Genomic DNA, 16,136 nt, shown 5'->3' on the forward strand with positions numbered 1-16,136 from the left:
GCTACATTTGTCTTCCTAAATTGAGGATGCAGAATGATAGATCAACCTACTATAGACAGAATACTGGATGCGGCAAATATAGTGGACGTAGTTTCAGAATTTGTCACCCTCCGGAAACGAGGCGTAAACTATGTGGGGTTATGTCCGTTCCACTCCGATAAGTCACCTTCATTTTACGTTTCGCCTTCCAAAAACATATGTAAATGCTTCGCTTGCGGTGAAGGAGGTACTTCCATTCACTTTATCATGAAGCACGAACAACTCAGTTATTTCGATGCTTTACGTTTCCTGGCCAAGAAGTATAACATAGAAATACAGGAACGGGAGTTAAGCGACAAGGAAAAGCAAGTCCAAAGCGACCGCGAAAGTATGTTCATTGTTAACAGTTGGGCTCAACAATACTTCTCCACTCAACTTCACGAACATCAGGAAGGAAGAATTGTCGGTCTTCGTTATTTTGCCGAGCGGGGTTTCAGAGACGACATCATCCGAAAATTCCAGCTGGGTTACAGCCTGGATCAACGCGACGCTTTATATCAGGCTGCATTAAAAAAGGGATTTAAGAAAGAATACCTGGATAAAACAGGATTAGTCATAGCCTATGACAATGGAAATATACACGACCGTTTCAGAGGCCGCGTTATCTTTCCGGTTCATAGCCTGAGTGGAAAAGTGGTTGCTTTTGGCGGCCGCGTTCTCAAAAAAGATGATAAAACGGCCAAGTACGTCAACTCTCCAGAAAGTGACATATATCATAAGAGCAATGAACTTTACGGGATCTACTTTGCCAAACAAGCAATTGTAAAACAAGACCGCTGTTTTCTTGTTGAAGGTTATACCGATGTAATATCCATGCACCAGGCCGGAATAGAAAATGTTGTTGCTTCTTCCGGAACAGCACTTACACAGGGGCAAATCAGGCTGATACATCGTTTTACCAATAATATCACCGTACTATATGATGGTGATGCTGCGGGTATTAAAGCTGCATTAAGAGGAATTGACTTATTGTTAGAAGACGGCATGAATATAAAAGTGGTGCTTCTTCCTGATGGAGAAGACCCGGATTCATTCGCACGAAAACACAATGCCAGCCAATTTGCCGAATTTATCAAGCAAAACGAGACAGACTTCATTCGCTTTAAAACCCGGCTATTATTGGATGACGCAGGCACAGACCCGATCAAACGATCTGCCTTGATTTCCGATATTATCAAGACAGTTGCCATTATCCCGGACAACATAGCCCGCTCCGTATATATTCGCGAGTGCAGTGCTATGATGGAAATTGATGAACGCGTCTTACTGAATGAAGTCAATAAAATACGGCTAAGTAAAGAAGATAACCGTACAACTTCCCCAACAAGAACAGCAGGCACTTCCAAGAAAGTTTCTGAGCCTTCTCCCACTTATCAGGAGTATGCTGATTTTCCGGGTTACCAACCTTATCAGGAAAATACAGAATCTTTACCGCCCAATAATTATCCTCCCCCAACAGAAGATGATTATCCAGCAGAAGATGCTGGCCCCATTTCCGTTCCACCCACAGCCCAACCCTCGCAAATAATAGCTCCCAAGCGTTCACCATACGAGCCTTATGAGCTGTCATTACTCCGTTATATTGTACGATATGGTGAACGTATCTTATACGAATATGTGGACGAAGAGACAAACGAAAAAGTAATCCATCACGTAGCAGACTATATACGCTTTGATCTGGAACGTGATGATCTAACATTCTATACGCCCCTTTTCAAAACCATGTTGGATGAAGCTGCCGAACACTGCAAAGACAAAGGGTTCATTGCCAACCGCTACTTTCTGGCTCATCCCAATCCAAACATTAGCAAACTGGCAGCCAACCTGATAAGCGAAAAATATCAGCTCAGCAAATATCACACAAAATATCGTGAACTGGAACAAGAAGAGGATAAAATAGAACCATTAGTCCTTCGTGAACTGTTTGCCCTGAAAGATGCGTATGTCTTACAACAAATAAAAGAAATACAGGTAAAAATAAAGGAAGCGCAGACACAAGGAAATATGGAACAGGCTGTTGAACTAATAAAACAACTCACCAGACTAAATGAAATTAAAAATGTACTCAGCAAAGAACTGGGTGAACGCATCATACTTAAAATGTAATACAAATCATGGCCTATGAATTTCATTGAAACTGAAGATGTGGTAAAGCAATACGCCGGACATCTTGCACTGAATAAAGTAAGCATCCAAGTCCCCGAAGGAAAAATATTCGGATTGCTTGGTCCTAACGGAGCAGGAAAAACCACACTGATCCGCATCATTAACCGAATTACGGCACCGGACAGCGGTAAAGTATTATTCAACGGACGCCTTTCATGTCCGGAAGATATTTATCAGATCGGTTATTTACCGGAAGAACGAGGGCTATATAAAAAGATGAAAGTCGGTGAACAGGCAATCTACCTTGCTCAATTAAAAGGCTTATCATACATGGAAGCCCGAAAACGCCTGACACATTGGTTCGAAAAGTTTGACATCATGCCCTGGTGGAACAAAAAACTGGAAGAACTATCTAAGGGCATGCAACAAAAAGTACAGTTTATCACCACTGTAATACATGAGCCTAAACTTCTCATTTTCGACGAGCCATTCAGCGGTTTCGATCCGGTAAACACTGAACGGCTCAAACAGGAAATCCTGGAACTGAAAGAAGCAGGCCATACAATTATCTTTTCAACACATAACATGTCATCTATTGAAGAAATATGCGACAACATCGCATTAATTAACCGCTCTCAAGTAGTGTTGTCCGGAAATGTCCGGGATATACGAAACCGGTTCAAAAGCAATACTTACTTATTAAAGGTATATTCGGACGAAATTAAATTTCTCTCGAACGAAATGGAAATTCCTTCCGAATGGAATGCATTTTCTTTCCGTACGAAAGAAACTGACGGCGACATTACCGAACTCTACATTCATAAAGAAAAAGAGATCAGCAATTCCGAACTGCTGACATTGCTGGCCGGCAAATTGGATATTCTTTCCTTTTCAGAAGAAATACCTTCTATGAATGACATATTTATCAACACCGTTTCTGGCTCTAATACAATAAAAGCATGAATAAAATAGGATTAATTGTAAAACGAGAATATCTCCGCCGGGTAAGTAAAAAATCATTCCTGATTATAACTTTTCTTGCCCCGTTCTTATTTGCCGCATTAGTATTCGTTCCGCTTTGGCTTTCCGGCATCAAAGGTAATGAAACCAAAAAAGTGGCAATAATAGACGCAACAGGTAAATATGCCCCTCTATTTCAAAACACAGACGAATACATATTCATAAATACAAACGGGAATCTGGATCAGTATCGCTACGACCAAAACAAAGAAATCTTTGCTATTCTAAACATCACCGGCGATCTTTTAGAAAATCCGAATGCAGCTGCACTTTATTCCGAAAAGCAAATCCCTATCGGTCTGAAGCAGGAGATAGATAATATATTGTCTAAGAATTTAAGGGATGAAAAACTTGCATCCTTCAACATTCCTAATCTGAACAAGATTATAGAAGACAGCAAAATTAAATTTGATATCAAAACTGTTAAATGGGATACAGAAGGAAATGAAAAAAGCACATCGGCAGCAGTCGCCTCTATCGTAGGCATGATGCTTACACTTATTATATATATGTTTATCATGTTTTACGGGGCAATGGTAATGCAAGGTGTGATGGAAGAAAAAACAAACCGGATTATAGAAGTTATCATCTCCTCCGTAAAACCTTTCGATCTGATGATGGGGAAAATAATAGGAATCGGTTTTGTAGGATTAACCCAAGTCTTTTTATGGGGTATATTGACAACCGTCCTCGTATCCGGCACACTCTTATTTCTAGGAGGCGGTACAAGTCCTGACGATCTAATGAATGCACAAATGGCAGCACAAAACATAGGAGGAGCCATGACTGTACAGTCCTCAGAGATGCAGACACAGATTCAGGAAGTAATCAACTCCATTAATTTCACGGAAATAGGAGTTTGTTTCGTGCTTTACTTTATAGGCGGATATACGCTGTATGCAGCTCTTTTTGCCGCCATAGGAAGTGCATTGGAGCAACAAGAAGATACACAGCAGTTCATGATGCCTATTATTATATTAATGGTATTCAGCTTGTATGCCGGCGTTTATAGCATGAACAATCCGGACGGTCCATTGGCTGTCTGGTGCTCATTCATACCTTTCACCTCTCCCATCGTTATGATGGTACGTTTACCTTACGACATTCCTATATGGGAAATCCTCGTTTCTGTCGGTTTGTTATTTGCAACCGCTTTATTTATCATTTGGGGATCAAGTAAGATATACAGGGTCGGCATTCTTATGTATGGCAAAAAGCCCAGCCTGAAAGAATTAATAAAATGGACGAGATATAAATAAAAAACGCCCGCTACTCTCAAAAAATAGCGGGCTATTAAACTTCTGTTGTTCAACCAAGGCTCGAACTTGGACTAACAGGACCAGAATCTGTTGTGCTACCATTACACCATTGAACAAAATATATTTTTCTATCAACAAAGGCGATGCTATTTATTGTTGTTCAACCAAGGCTCGAACTTGGACTAACAGGACCAGAATCTGTTGTGCTACCATTACACCATTGAACAATAAAGCTTAAATAATGCAACGCTTTCGTTTGCGAGTGCAAAGGTATATACTTTCTCTAATACTGCAAATATTCGGCCGAAAAAATTCCCACAAATAAACATTTTCTTCCAGCCCTTGTTTTCATTTTGAAAAGGTTTATACATATATTATATAAGGAAAAGACGATCATAATAAATTTAAGAAGTATATTTGCGACTCAGAAAATTATTCAATACAAAATAGATGGATCAAACAAAAGAATTAGTAAAAGCGATTGTTGAAGGCCTTCAGGAAAAGAAAGGCAAAAATATTGTAACCGTGGATTTAACCCAATTATCAGGGAACATTTGTGAATATATGATAATTTGTGAAGGAAACACACCTACCCAAGTTTCAGCACTATCAGATTCAGTATGGGACTTTGCCCGTAAAGAGGCCGGAGAAAAACCTCTGTCCATTGATGGAAACCAGGGAGCCCAGTGGATTGGCATGGATTATGGCACGGTTCTTGTACATATATTTTTACCGGAACAGAGAGAGTTCTATAATCTGGAAACTCTTTGGGCAGACTCCAAAGTAACTCAAATCCCTAATCTGGATTAACGACCGGTTTTTAATTAGATTTATCTTTTATGGAAAATAAAAACAACATGTTTAATAAATCTCCGAAGAACGGCAAGCCGAAGATGTTTCGTTTTAACCTGTACTGGATGTACGGATTAATATTCATGATGCTTATTGCATTGTATATGACAAATGATTCTTCAGGATCAAAAGAGTTGGGCTGGACTGAATTTCAGAAACTGGCCAAAGATAATGTTTTCGAAAAAATGGTAGTTTACAACAAAAAGAACCTGGTTGAAGCTACTGTAAAGAACGGAAAAACCGACCTTGTTTTTAAAGGAGATAACAGCCGCCTTGGTAATTCTCCGAAAGTATTCGTAAAGATACCTTCGGCTGATAAATTCTCCGATTTCTACGATAATGCTGTAGCCAACGATCATATTGATACACAAGTCAGCTTTGAAGAAGGAGATGATACAATGTGGAACTTCCTCGTATCATTCGGTCCTATCATTCTACTTATTGTTGTATGGATATTCCTTATGAGGCGCATGTCCGGAGGAGCCGGAGGTGGTCCCGGAGGTGTCTTTAGCGTGGGCAAAGCAAAAGCTCAGCTTTTTGATAAGGATAACCAAAAGAAAGTTACATTTAAAGATGTAGCCGGATTATCCGAAGCAAAACAAGAAGTGGAAGAAATCGTATCATTCTTAAAGAATCCGGACAAATACACCGAGCTGGGAGGTAAAATACCTAAAGGCGCATTACTTGTCGGCCCTCCGGGAACCGGTAAAACATTGCTGGCAAAAGCAGTTGCAGGCGAAGCTGATGTTCCGTTCTTTTCACTGTCGGGTTCCGACTTCGTGGAAATGTTTGTTGGCGTAGGAGCTTCACGCGTACGTGATTTATTCCGCCAGGCAAAAGAAAAAGCACCATGTATTGTATTCATTGACGAAATTGATGCAGTAGGGCGCGCCCGTGGAAAAAACGTCAACATGAACAGTAATGACGAACGAGAAAACACATTGAACCAGTTACTTACAGAAATGGATGGTTTCGGTTCCAATAGTGGTGTTATTATTTTAGCAGCAACAAACCGTGCAGATATCCTGGACAAAGCATTGCTTCGTGCCGGACGTTTTGACCGACAGATTCATGTAGAATTGCCCGATTTGAACGAACGTAAAGAAATATTTGGTGTACATCTTCGTCCGATCAAAATTGACGACAGTGTCGACACTGAATTTTTAGCTCGCCAGACACCGGGATTCTCAGGTGCGGACATTGCTAACGTTTGTAACGAAGCTGCCTTAATAGCAGCGCGCAATGGCAAAAAATTTGTACAGAAAGAAGACTTTATGAATGCAGTAGACCGTATTGTCGGAGGTCTGGAAAAACGTACAAAGATCACAACAACCGATGAACGTAATTGCATTGCCAATCACGAAGCCGGCCATGCTACGCTAAGCTGGTTGCTTGAACATGCCAATCCTTTAGTAAAGGTTACAATCGTACCAAGAGGAAAAGCATTAGGAGCAGCATGGTATCTTCCGGAAGAACGCCAAATCACCACCCGCGAACAATTACTGGACGAAATGTGTGCTACGCTTGGAGGACGTGCCGCTGAAGAATTATTCTTAGGAAAAATTTCAACAGGAGCATCCAATGATTTGGAACGTGTAACAAAACAAGCATACGCAATGGTTGTTTATTTTGGAATGAGTGACAAATTGCCCAACTTAAATTATTATGATTCGACAGGACAAGATTGGGGATTCACCAAACCATATAGCGAAGAAACAGCACGACTGATCGACCAGGAAGTACAAATAATAATAAACGAACAATATAAACGGGCTAAAAAAATCCTGTCGGAAAACACGGAAGGACACAATGCTTTAGCAAAAGTTTTATTGGAACGCGAAGTTATATATGCTGAAGATGTAGAACATATTTTTGGTAAACGGGCCTGGATTTCACGTTCGGAAGAAATCCTTGAATTGCAAAGTAAAACAAAGAATGAAGAACAAACCGAAGCAGAAAAAGATAAAGCGGAAGATAAAGATGACAAAAATGTCGTGCCGAAAAATGACAGTAAGGCAGAATCCGAACAAATAGCCTGATCGTTTTCGAAAATAACTTTATTTATAGTAAAATCAAAAAAGGGAGTATTCGCTGAAGGATACTCCCTTTTTTGATTTTGTATACCATCTCTCTAAAATATCATCCCGATCATTTCACAAAAACATCAAGATGATTTTGTGAAATGATCGGGATGATATTAGAAAATGATCGAGATATCAGGATCAGGCATATTGTAATTCGATATTTTTATGTAGGTTTGCATCCGAAACAAATTTTATACGAAAACAAAACATTACAATCTTGAATAATCTGATAAAACGAGCATTAACCGGTGTAATCTTTGTAGCGGTTATGTTGGGAGCTATTTGTTTCCATCCAATATTGTTTCTGGTTATATTTACTCTTATCACAGCTCTTTCTTTATGGGAATTTTATGGGCTAATGGATCACTATGAAAATACAACCATTCAGCGGGTTATCAGTTCTATTGGAGGTGCCTACCTGTTCATAGGGACATTCATGTTTGCAAACGGATTAGCAGACAGAAACATATTCCTGCCCTACCTCTTATTTTTGATGTATACATTGATAGCCGAGCTCTATCACAAAGCCCCGAATCCTATAAATAATTGGGCATTTACATTACTAGCCCAAGTATATTGTGCAGGAACATTTTCCATGTTGAATTTTATAACTTCCATTCCCAATACTCCGGGTGAAATTGTTTTCACTCCGTTATATGCATTAGCTATATTTGTATTTATCTGGCTAAACGACACAGGTGCATATTTAGTAGGTTCACGTATAGGTAAAAGAAGATTATTCGAACGAATTTCGCCTAAAAAATCATGGGAAGGTTTTTTCGGAGGGCTTGTCGTTGTATTAGCAGCTTCACAGGTTTTTGCTTGGTATGCACCAGGAATCAGCAGATATAACTGGTTGGGACTTTCATTTTCAATTGTTCTTTTCGGCACATGGGGAGATTTAATAGAATCGCTGCTGAAACGCACGTTAGGTGTAAAAGATTCCGGTAAACTATTGCCGGGACACGGAGGCATGCTCGACAGGTTTGACAGTGTGATGATGGCTATACCTGCTTCTTATATCTATATTGAACTTTTTATTCGAAATTAAACGTAAGGACAACCATCCGTGAAGTTGCTTTCGAAAGAGCATCTGTATATTTTATCAGGTCACGATCATTCAAGCTAGACCGGTCTTTTTCCAGTAAATCAACCAGGCCAAAACAGAATTTCAACTCCGGGCACAATTTAAAAAAGGGTAAATAAATATCGCATCCTATACCAAACTCCAGTCCGAAGTCTGCACCTTTCAACAAAATAGGATTGTCTTTCTTACGCCCCAAATCAAATGAACCGTATACACCGCCAATCAAGTAAGGGCGGTAATTATTAAGACGCAAAGCTGTATACTTTACATCCAACGGGAAAGACAAGTAAGTAGAACGCGTATTCGTTGTAAACTCTTCACCTGTGGATTGCTCACGAAAAATAAACTTCTTGTCTCCAAAATGAATTGTAGGAACCAAACGCAAATTAAAATATGGATTCAAATATAAATCGCCTATAACTCCGACACTAAATCCCGGAGAATAAGAAGGTATTTCAGCAAACCAAGTTTCGCCATTTGTTGTAACACCAGAATGAGTCAACAACAAGTCTTGCGCATGCAGGCCTACATGGAAACCTAAATGAAACCACTTCAAATCGGCATACGGTTGATTCTTCACCCTTTCCTTTTGTGCCATAGCTCCTGTGGTAGCCAGACACAACACACATAATACAAATAACAAACGTTTCAACTCTGATTCAATTTTGAATTATAACGGAAAACAAATAAAGTTATTGCAAAAATGCACCTAAATGGGCAAAATAAAGCAGCAGATATTTTTTTAATACAAAGAAAGCTCTAATTTTGCACCAACTAATAGTTATCAATTTAAACGTTTAATAAAATGGCTTACGTAATTAGCGACGATTGTATTGCTTGCGGTACATGTATTGATGAATGTCCGGTAGGAGCAATTTCAGAAGGTGATAAATACAGTATCAATCCTGAAATGTGTACAGACTGTGGAACTTGCGCAGATGCTTGTCCTACAGAAGCTATCCATCCGGCAGAATAAATATCGCAGGAAAAATAGGATTACTTGTTAAATACAAGTACCTATAAAAGTAATGGGCTGCTTTTCTTGATAAAGAAAGCAGCCCATTATCTTTTTTCTTTTTTTCTCAAAACTCTATATCGAGCTTTATCTCATCAGAGGCATTATCCCCTTCTTCATTTTCAAGTTGAACATCCGGCCCTTTACCTTCATTACATCTCTTAATGTAATGAATTACATCGTTCAATCCATCCATGAATTTGTCAAAGTCTTCTTTATACAGGAAAATTTTGTGTTTTTCAAAAGATACTTGCGTTCCGTCCTTAGGTTGAATCTTTTTACTTTCAGTAACAGCTAAAAACAAGTCATCTTTTAAATTCTTCTTCACATCCAGATAATAGATCCGTTTCCCTGCTTTGATGGCTTTAGAATATAAAATTTCTTTATCACCACCCTCAACATGTGCTTTCCTTATAGAATCTTCCATGACAGCTAACATTTATTAATACACCCGTCCCATTTATCATAACTAGCCTCAAATATGTGCATTTTTTTTTAAATAGCAACTATTTTAACGTATCAAAATACCACCCAAACAGCCGTAAATTCAAAATATCATCTAATGCATATAAAATTAAGCAAACTCCCTCTTTTTTATAAAAAGAATAGCTACCTTTGCAACCTAAATTTATAACAAGAAGTTCTTTCAAACGATGATCAACAGAATTTTAATCCGCATTAAAGTTTTACAGATAGTATATTCTTACTATCAAAATGGTAACGGTGACCTCAAAGTAGCGGAAAATGAATTACTTTTCAGCCTCCAAAAGTCGTACGACTTATATCATTATTTCCTTCTTCTTATTGTTGAAGTAACAAACCTTCAAAAACGTCTGCTCGATGCCCGTAAAAACAAGTACATGCCTACGGAAGCAGAGTTAAATCCGAACACACGCCTTACAGACAATCGTTTTGCAGCCCAGATTGAACAAAACGACGCTTTGAAAAAGTATGTTTCAGAACAAGGTATTTCATGGAGTAATGACGAAGATTTCATAAAAGCCGTACTTGAGCAGATTCTTGATTCCGATATATATGCAGAGTATCTGGCTAACAAAGACGATTCATACGAAACTGACAAAGAATTCTGGCGTACCGTATTCAAGAAAATCATATGTGGCAATGAAACAGTAGAAGATTATCTGGAAGATAAAAGTATTTATTGGAACGATGATATAGAAATTGTCGAAACTTTCACCCTAAAAACCATCAAGAAGTTTGAAGAAAAGAACGGAAGTAAACAGGCTTTGTTACCCATGTTCAAAGATATGGAAGACAAGTCGTTTGCAATCCAGTTATTCAGGCAGTCATTATTGAAAGGAAAAGAGTTCCGCGAACGAATAGAAAAACATATAAAAAATTGGGAAACAGAACGTATTGCAAATATGGACCTCATCATAATGCAGGTTGCCATAGCCGAAATCATGACGTTCCCAACTATTCCGACAATCGTTACCCTGAACGAATATATAGATACTGCAAAATACTACAGCACTCCCAAAAGCGGAACATTTATTAATGGCATACTCGATTCCATAGTAAGTGAGTTAAAAAAAGAAAAGTTATTGCTTAAAGACTAATTATTATACTTACATTTGCACATATTGTTTTTGATATTAACTTGTAAATTGATTATAATAGTATGAGCTTAATTAGTATTTTACTTCAAGCTGCTGGTGCCGGCCAGTCTCAATGGTCTGGCATTCTAATGATGGTCGTAGTTGTTGCCATCTTCTATTTCTTTATGATTCGTCCGCAACAAAAGAAACAAAAAGAAATCCAGAAAGCACGCGAAGCATTGCAAACCGGAGATAAAGTTATCACATCCGGGGGTATATACGGAAAAATAAAAGAAATCGGAGACATTTACATGCTGATAGAAATTGCAGACGGTGTTCGTATCCGTGTAGATAAAACTTCTATATTCGCTTCATCAGAGGACGCACAGCAAAAGTAATTAACAACGAATTCATGTTAAGGCTTGAAAACTTATTACAACCATTCAAGTCTGTCCTACAAAAGGCTAAAGTTTTTTTGCGTTGCAAACGATGGAAAGAAACTTTAGTCTTTTTCTCATTTATACTCCTGGCTTTAGGATTTTGGCTTCTTCAAAGTTTACAGCAGGAATATGAAATAGAGATCAATATTCCGGTCAGATATAAGAATGTTTCGCCCGAAATCGCTTTTACAGACACCGTTCCCAGCAACGTCACAGTACATGTAAAAGACAAAGGAAGTGTTTTATTAAACTATTCCTTCGGAAGACGTTTTGCCCCTATTGACGCTGATATGAAAAATGTCAATAAAAAGAACGGAACATTCCATATAAGCAGAAAAGTCATTGAAAGTGACATTCTGAAGCAACTCATATCTACCACTTCGTTAATCAGTTTCGAACCTCAGCAGATAGATATCAGCTATAGTAAAAGCGTTCAAAAGAAAATACCTGTAGCATTTAACGGAGATATTCATATTAATGCAGGATTTCAACAATCCGGCGAAATCATAATATCACCATCTGTCGTTAATGCCTATGCAAGTGATGTCATATTAGATTCGCTAACCGCTATTCAGACAGTTTATACTGAAATAAAAGATGGTGACAAAACAGTTACCAAAAATATACCTCTACAAAAAATTTCCGGTGTAAACTACGACCCGTCTACAGTTACAGTAACTATTCCGATAGAGGAATATACGGATAAAACTTTAGATATCCCCGTTAGTTGTAAGGGCATACCTAGTCATTATACATTAAGGATGTTTCCGGCTGTAATTAAGGTGACATGCAGTGTACCGCTTTCACGCTTCAAAGAACTTTCGGCCGACCAGTTCTCTATTGAAATCCCATTTGCAAACCTGGAACAAAACATGTCAGGAACATTACCTATCGAGCTTTCCGTTAAACCGGACTGGATACGCAATGCAACCTTATTCCCCGACAAAATAGAATTTATTCTGGAACAAAACAGCCATGATTAGAATAGGTATAACCGGAGGAATAGGAAGCGGTAAGTCGGTCGTAGCAACTATTTTGCAGCTAACCGGAATACCGGTATATATTGCCGACAAAGAAAGCAAACAACTAACTGACAGTTCACCAGTCATACGAAAACAACTCATAGAACTACTCGGTAAAGATATTTATACAGAGCAGGGACTGAATAAAAAATTATTAGCTTCTTATATTTTCAATAATCCTGAGTGCCTCAAACAAGTAAATGCAATTATACATCCGGAAGTAAATAGTCATTTCCAAAACTGGGTACGCAATCAGCATTCCAATATCTGTGCTATTGAATCAGCAATACTTTTTGAGTCAGGTTTTAACAAAACAGTTGATGTAAACCTGATGGTTTATGCGCCCATAGAAATCCGCATAGCCAGGGTACTAGCCCGCGATAACGTTTCCCGGGAAGAAATCATACGGCGTATTTCCAATCAGATGTCCGACGAACAAAAAAAAGAACTATCGGACTATGTTATATACAATGATGATATTCATGCCCTATTACCCCAGGCAAATCAATTCTTAAACTATTTAACCTCACGACAACCACAAGATAATGCCGAATAAAAGGTAACAGCTATACGTTTTTTCCACCCATTTGTATCTGTATATTCGGTTAGTTGTACTACATTTGCAGCTTTAAAGTTTAACACTATTAGAAAACAAAGAATATTATGTTGAAGACTATTTTGTCTATTTCGGGAAAACCCGGCCTGTTTAAACTGGTTTCCCATGGAAAAAACATGCTGATTGTTGAGTCGTTAACAGACAAGAAGAGAGTACCTGCCTATGCAAAAGATAAAGTGATCTCTTTAGGTGACATTGCCATCTATACAGACGAAGCAGAAGTTCCTTTACATGAAGTGCTGACCAGCGTTAAAAATAAAGAAAACGGCGCTAAAGTGTCTATTAACACTTCCACTGCAAAACCAGAAGAATTACGTACTTATTTCGCTGAAATATTACCGAGCTTTGACCGTGATCGCGTATATCCGAGTGATATCAAAAAGTTATTAAGCTGGTATAATATCTTAATAGGAGCTGGCATCACAGACTTTACACCGGAAGAGCCTGCTGAAGAAGCAAAAGAAGAAGCAAAATAAATATGATTCGATATTACAAAAAAGGGTTGCCCTAAGTGGACAACCCTTTTCTATTTTCTAAAATAGCGGATTACTAACCTTCTCATTGAGCAAAGCCAAATCCACCACTTGTTGTATATCATCTACATAATGGAATGTTAACCCTTTCAGATATTCAGGTTTAATCTCATCAATGTCTTTCTGGTTTTCCCTGCATAGAATCAATTCCTTAATACCGGCACGTTTTGCCGCCAGAATTTTTTCCTTGATGCCGCCAACAGGAAGTACTTTTCCACGAAGTGTTATCTCGCCTGTCATCGCCAGATTACTTTTCACTTTACGCTGTGTAAAGGCAGACACTAAAGAAGTTACCATCGTAACACCTGCACTCGGACCATCTTTAGGAATAGCACCTTCAGGTACATGCACATGCACATTCCAGTTTTCAAACAATTCTTCATTTATATTAAACAAAGACGCATGGGCATGGATATATTCAAGAGCCAGCATGGCAGATTCCTTCATCACATCGCCTAAGTTACCGGTCAAAGTCAGTTTCGAACCTTTTCCTTTACTCAAGCTGGATTCTACAAACAATATTTCTCCACCAACAGCAGTCCATGCAAGACCGGTTACTACACCTGCATATTCGTTACCCTGGTATTTATCCCGTGTATATTCTACTGCTCCCAGATACTCATGCAAGTCTTCCGGCTTAATAACAGAAGGTATTGGTTCGTCCGATGCAACTTTACGAGCCAGTTTACGCATTACCTTTGCTATCTTTTTATCCAATTCCCTGACTCCGCTCTCACGCGTATACGATTCAACGATTGCCTGCAAAGTCTTTTTCTGAAACTTCACTTTCCCTTTTTCTAAACCATGAATGCCCAATTGCTTCGGAACAAGATGTCTTGCTGCAATTTCAACCTTTTCTTCCATAATATAACCGCTCACTTCAATAAGTTCCATACGGTCTAATAAGGGTTGCGAAATCGTATTCAGGTTATTTGCGGTAGCAACAAACATTACTTTGCTCAGATCATAGTCTATATCCAGGTAATTGTCATGGAAGGCATTATTCTGCTCAGGGTCCAGCACTTCCAATAATGCTGCAGCGGGATCACCTTTAAAATCATTCGTCACCTTATCGATTTCATCCAGAATGAATACCGGGTTAGACGTTCCCGCCTTCTGTAAATTCTGAATAATACGTCCGCACATAGCACCGATATATGTACGTCTATGACCACGTATTTCTGCCTCATCATGAAGGCCACCCAGAGAAACACGGACATACTTACGATTCAAAGCCTCGGCAATAGACTTTCCTAGAGATGTTTTACCTACTCCCGGAGGTCCGTAAAGACAAATAATCGGCGACTTCATATCACCTTTCAGTTTCAGGACTGCAAGATGTTCAATAATACGTTCTTTTACCTTTTCCAATCCGTAATGATCTCTATCCAGAACCTTCTGCGCGTGAGACAGGTTAAAGTTATCTTTACTATACTGGTTCCATGGCAGATTTACAATTGTCTGCACATATTGCGTCTGGATAGAAAAATCAGGAGATTGAGGATGCAGACGTTCCAGTTTACGCAATTCTTTTTCAAATATTTCGGCAACTGCAACCGGCCATTTCTTTTTAAAAGCTTTCTCACGCAATTCCTTTATCTCCAGCTCATTGATATTCCCGCCCAACTCTTCCTGTATCGTCTTAATCTGCTGTTGGAGGAAATATTCTTTCTGTTGCTGGTTTATATCTTCGTGTGTCTTCATCTGGATGGAAGCTTTCAGCTCCACCAACTGATACTCGCGATTCAAGATAAAAAGCAAACGGTAAGCACGATCTTTCAAGTCTCCGATCAAAAGAAGTTGCTGTTTTTCGGATGCACCACTTGGAATATTGCTACACGAGAAATTTACCAGATACAGTATGTTCTGATTGTTCTTTATAGAAAAGATAAGATCACGCGGAGGATCGGCTACTGCCCCCAACATCTTTATTGTCAAATCCTTTATAGTAGAAATAAGAGCTTCAAACTCGCGGTCGCTCTTATCTGGCACAGTATCTTCCAGAATTTTAATCTGTCCGGTGAGATACGGTTCCGTTTCAACTAAACTATTCAGTTCAAAACGCTTCTTACCTTGCAAAATAACCGTAGTTGTTCCGTCCGGCATTTCCAATACGCGGACAACATCAGCAATCACACCCGTTGTATACAAATCATCGAATCCCGGTTCTTCGGTTGCCATGTCTTTTTGGCAAACCACACCAATCAAACTCTTCTTATGCAGTGCTTCCTTTATTAATCGCATCGATTTGGGACGCCCCACAACAACAGGCATAGCTACTCCCGGGAATAGCACCATATTACGAAGCGGAAGAATAGGGACTACATCCCCTACTTTATCTACTCCTTCAGTAAAATCTTCATCCACATCGCATTCTGTAAGAATTGGCATAACAATCCCTATATTGTCATCCATATCATCGTATGATTCCGGGCTAAATACTCTCTTTTTTCCTTTCATATATACATTAATCATTGTATATGTTAATACAATAAACGTGCCAA

Annotated in this window: 15 protein-coding genes; 12 read left to right on the plus strand and 3 right to left on the minus strand. The window is 38.9% G+C overall.

What is annotated here, in order from left to right:
• Positions 1–33: 33 nt before the first annotated feature.
• The 6 genes from dnaG to ACYIB7_RS10810 all read left to right on the plus strand — a co-directional run bounded on the left by dnaG (position 34) and on the right by ACYIB7_RS10810 (position 8,411).
• A complete protein-coding gene (dnaG, locus tag ACYIB7_RS10785) occupies positions 34–2,145 on the plus strand; it encodes a DNA primase (protein WP_103983812.1) in 2,112 nt (703 codons plus the stop codon).
• Positions 2,146–2,160: 15 nt separating this feature from the next.
• Positions 2,161–3,108, plus strand: coding sequence for an ABC transporter ATP-binding protein (locus ACYIB7_RS10790; protein WP_480337044.1), 948 nt, complete (start codon positions 2,161–2,163; stop codon positions 3,106–3,108).
• Positions 3,105–4,424, plus strand: coding sequence for an ABC transporter permease (locus tag ACYIB7_RS10795; protein ID WP_480337046.1), 1,320 nt, complete (start codon positions 3,105–3,107; stop codon positions 4,422–4,424). The genes ACYIB7_RS10790 and ACYIB7_RS10795 overlap by 4 nt, the downstream gene beginning before the upstream one ends.
• 450 nt (positions 4,425–4,874) lie before the next feature.
• The gene (rsfS, locus tag ACYIB7_RS10800; protein WP_480337047.1) at positions 4,875–5,234 is read left to right on the plus strand and encodes a ribosome silencing factor; all 360 of its coding nucleotides are present in this window, start codon (positions 4,875–4,877) and stop codon (positions 5,232–5,234) included.
• Positions 5,235–5,263: 29 nt separating this feature from the next.
• Positions 5,264–7,315 (plus strand): ATP-dependent zinc metalloprotease FtsH, encoded by a 2,052-nt coding sequence (gene ftsH / locus ACYIB7_RS10805; RefSeq protein WP_103983808.1) that lies wholly within the window; start codon positions 5,264–5,266, stop codon positions 7,313–7,315.
• Positions 7,316–7,577: 262 nt separating this feature from the next.
• Complete coding sequence (locus ACYIB7_RS10810; protein ID WP_103983807.1) at positions 7,578–8,411, plus strand: phosphatidate cytidylyltransferase; 834 nt, start codon at positions 7,578–7,580, stop codon at positions 8,409–8,411.
• On the opposite strand, the gene porT is transcribed toward ACYIB7_RS10810, so the two are convergent.
• The gene (gene porT / locus ACYIB7_RS10815) at positions 8,398–9,099 is read right to left on the minus strand and encodes a type IX secretion/gliding motility protein PorT/SprT (RefSeq protein ID WP_103983806.1); all 702 of its coding nucleotides are present in this window, start codon (positions 9,097–9,099) and stop codon (positions 8,398–8,400) included. The genes ACYIB7_RS10810 and porT overlap by 14 nt on opposite strands.
• A 153-nt stretch (positions 9,100–9,252) precedes the next feature.
• Between porT and ACYIB7_RS10820 the strand changes: the two genes are divergently transcribed.
• Positions 9,253–9,423 (plus strand): DUF362 domain-containing protein, encoded by a 171-nt coding sequence (locus tag ACYIB7_RS10820; protein ID WP_005854886.1) that lies wholly within the window; start codon positions 9,253–9,255, stop codon positions 9,421–9,423.
• Between the two features lie 106 nt (positions 9,424–9,529).
• Here the strand turns inward: ACYIB7_RS10820 and ACYIB7_RS10825 are convergent, their stop codons facing one another.
• On the minus strand, positions 9,530–9,889 hold the full coding sequence (locus tag ACYIB7_RS10825) for a DUF3276 family protein (RefSeq protein WP_103983843.1): 360 nt from the start codon (positions 9,887–9,889) through the stop codon (positions 9,530–9,532).
• Between the two features lie 226 nt (positions 9,890–10,115).
• Between ACYIB7_RS10825 and nusB the strand changes: the two genes are divergently transcribed.
• The 5 genes from nusB to ACYIB7_RS10850 all read left to right on the plus strand — a co-directional run bounded on the left by nusB (position 10,116) and on the right by ACYIB7_RS10850 (position 13,575).
• Positions 10,116–11,042, plus strand: a complete 927-nt coding sequence (gene nusB, locus ACYIB7_RS10830) for a transcription antitermination factor NusB (protein WP_103983805.1) — start codon at positions 10,116–10,118, stop codon at positions 11,040–11,042.
• A gap of 62 nt (positions 11,043–11,104) precedes the next feature.
• A complete protein-coding gene (yajC, locus tag ACYIB7_RS10835; protein ID WP_103983804.1) occupies positions 11,105–11,419 on the plus strand; it encodes a preprotein translocase subunit YajC in 315 nt (104 codons plus the stop codon).
• 14 nt (positions 11,420–11,433) lie between these two features.
• Positions 11,434–12,444: a YbbR-like domain-containing protein gene (locus ACYIB7_RS10840; RefSeq protein ID WP_480337049.1), complete on the plus strand. Its 1,011-nt coding sequence runs from the start codon at positions 11,434–11,436 to the stop codon at positions 12,442–12,444.
• Complete coding sequence (coaE, locus tag ACYIB7_RS10845; protein ID WP_480337051.1) at positions 12,437–13,039, plus strand: dephospho-CoA kinase; 603 nt, start codon at positions 12,437–12,439, stop codon at positions 13,037–13,039. Before ACYIB7_RS10840 ends, coaE begins: the two co-directional genes overlap by 8 nt.
• Positions 13,040–13,146: 107 nt before the next feature.
• The gene (locus ACYIB7_RS10850) at positions 13,147–13,575 is read left to right on the plus strand and encodes a DUF5606 family protein (RefSeq protein ID WP_103983801.1); all 429 of its coding nucleotides are present in this window, start codon (positions 13,147–13,149) and stop codon (positions 13,573–13,575) included.
• Positions 13,576–13,632: 57 nt separating this feature from the next.
• Here the strand turns inward: ACYIB7_RS10850 and lon are convergent, their stop codons facing one another.
• Positions 13,633–16,092 carry an endopeptidase La gene (lon, locus tag ACYIB7_RS10855; protein ID WP_103983800.1) on the minus strand — a complete coding sequence of 820 codons (2,460 nt, stop codon included), beginning with the start codon at positions 16,090–16,092 and terminating at the stop codon, positions 13,633–13,635.
• Positions 16,093–16,136: the final 44 nt, after the last annotated feature.

It is taken from the genome of Parabacteroides sp. KHUB-03 (assembly GCF_056640975.1).

Bases quoted from the DNA above. Each gene is read 5' to 3' on its own strand.
- dnaG (WP_103983812.1), top strand. From the start codon at position 34: ATGATAGATCAACCTACTATAGACAGAATACTGGATGCGGCAAATATA.
- ACYIB7_RS10790 (WP_480337044.1), top strand. From the start codon at position 2,161: ATGAATTTCATTGAAACTGAAGATGTGGTAAAGCAATACGCCGGACAT.
- ACYIB7_RS10795 (WP_480337046.1), top strand. From the start codon at position 3,105: ATGAATAAAATAGGATTAATTGTAAAACGAGAATATCTCCGCCGGGTA.
- rsfS (WP_480337047.1), top strand. From the start codon at position 4,875: ATGGATCAAACAAAAGAATTAGTAAAAGCGATTGTTGAAGGCCTTCAG.
- ftsH (WP_103983808.1), top strand. From the start codon at position 5,264: ATGGAAAATAAAAACAACATGTTTAATAAATCTCCGAAGAACGGCAAG.
- ACYIB7_RS10820 (WP_005854886.1), top strand. From the start codon at position 9,253: ATGGCTTACGTAATTAGCGACGATTGTATTGCTTGCGGTACATGTATT.
- ACYIB7_RS10825 (WP_103983843.1), bottom strand. From the start codon at position 9,889: ATGGAAGATTCTATAAGGAAAGCACATGTTGAGGGTGGTGATAAAGAA.
- nusB (WP_103983805.1), top strand. From the start codon at position 10,116: ATGATCAACAGAATTTTAATCCGCATTAAAGTTTTACAGATAGTATAT.
- yajC (WP_103983804.1), top strand. From the start codon at position 11,105: ATGAGCTTAATTAGTATTTTACTTCAAGCTGCTGGTGCCGGCCAGTCT.
- ACYIB7_RS10840 (WP_480337049.1), top strand. From the start codon at position 11,434: ATGTTAAGGCTTGAAAACTTATTACAACCATTCAAGTCTGTCCTACAA.
- coaE (WP_480337051.1), top strand. From the start codon at position 12,437: ATGATTAGAATAGGTATAACCGGAGGAATAGGAAGCGGTAAGTCGGTC.
- ACYIB7_RS10850 (WP_103983801.1), top strand. From the start codon at position 13,147: ATGTTGAAGACTATTTTGTCTATTTCGGGAAAACCCGGCCTGTTTAAA.
- lon (WP_103983800.1), bottom strand. From the start codon at position 16,092: ATGAAAGGAAAAAAGAGAGTATTTAGCCCGGAATCATACGATGATATG.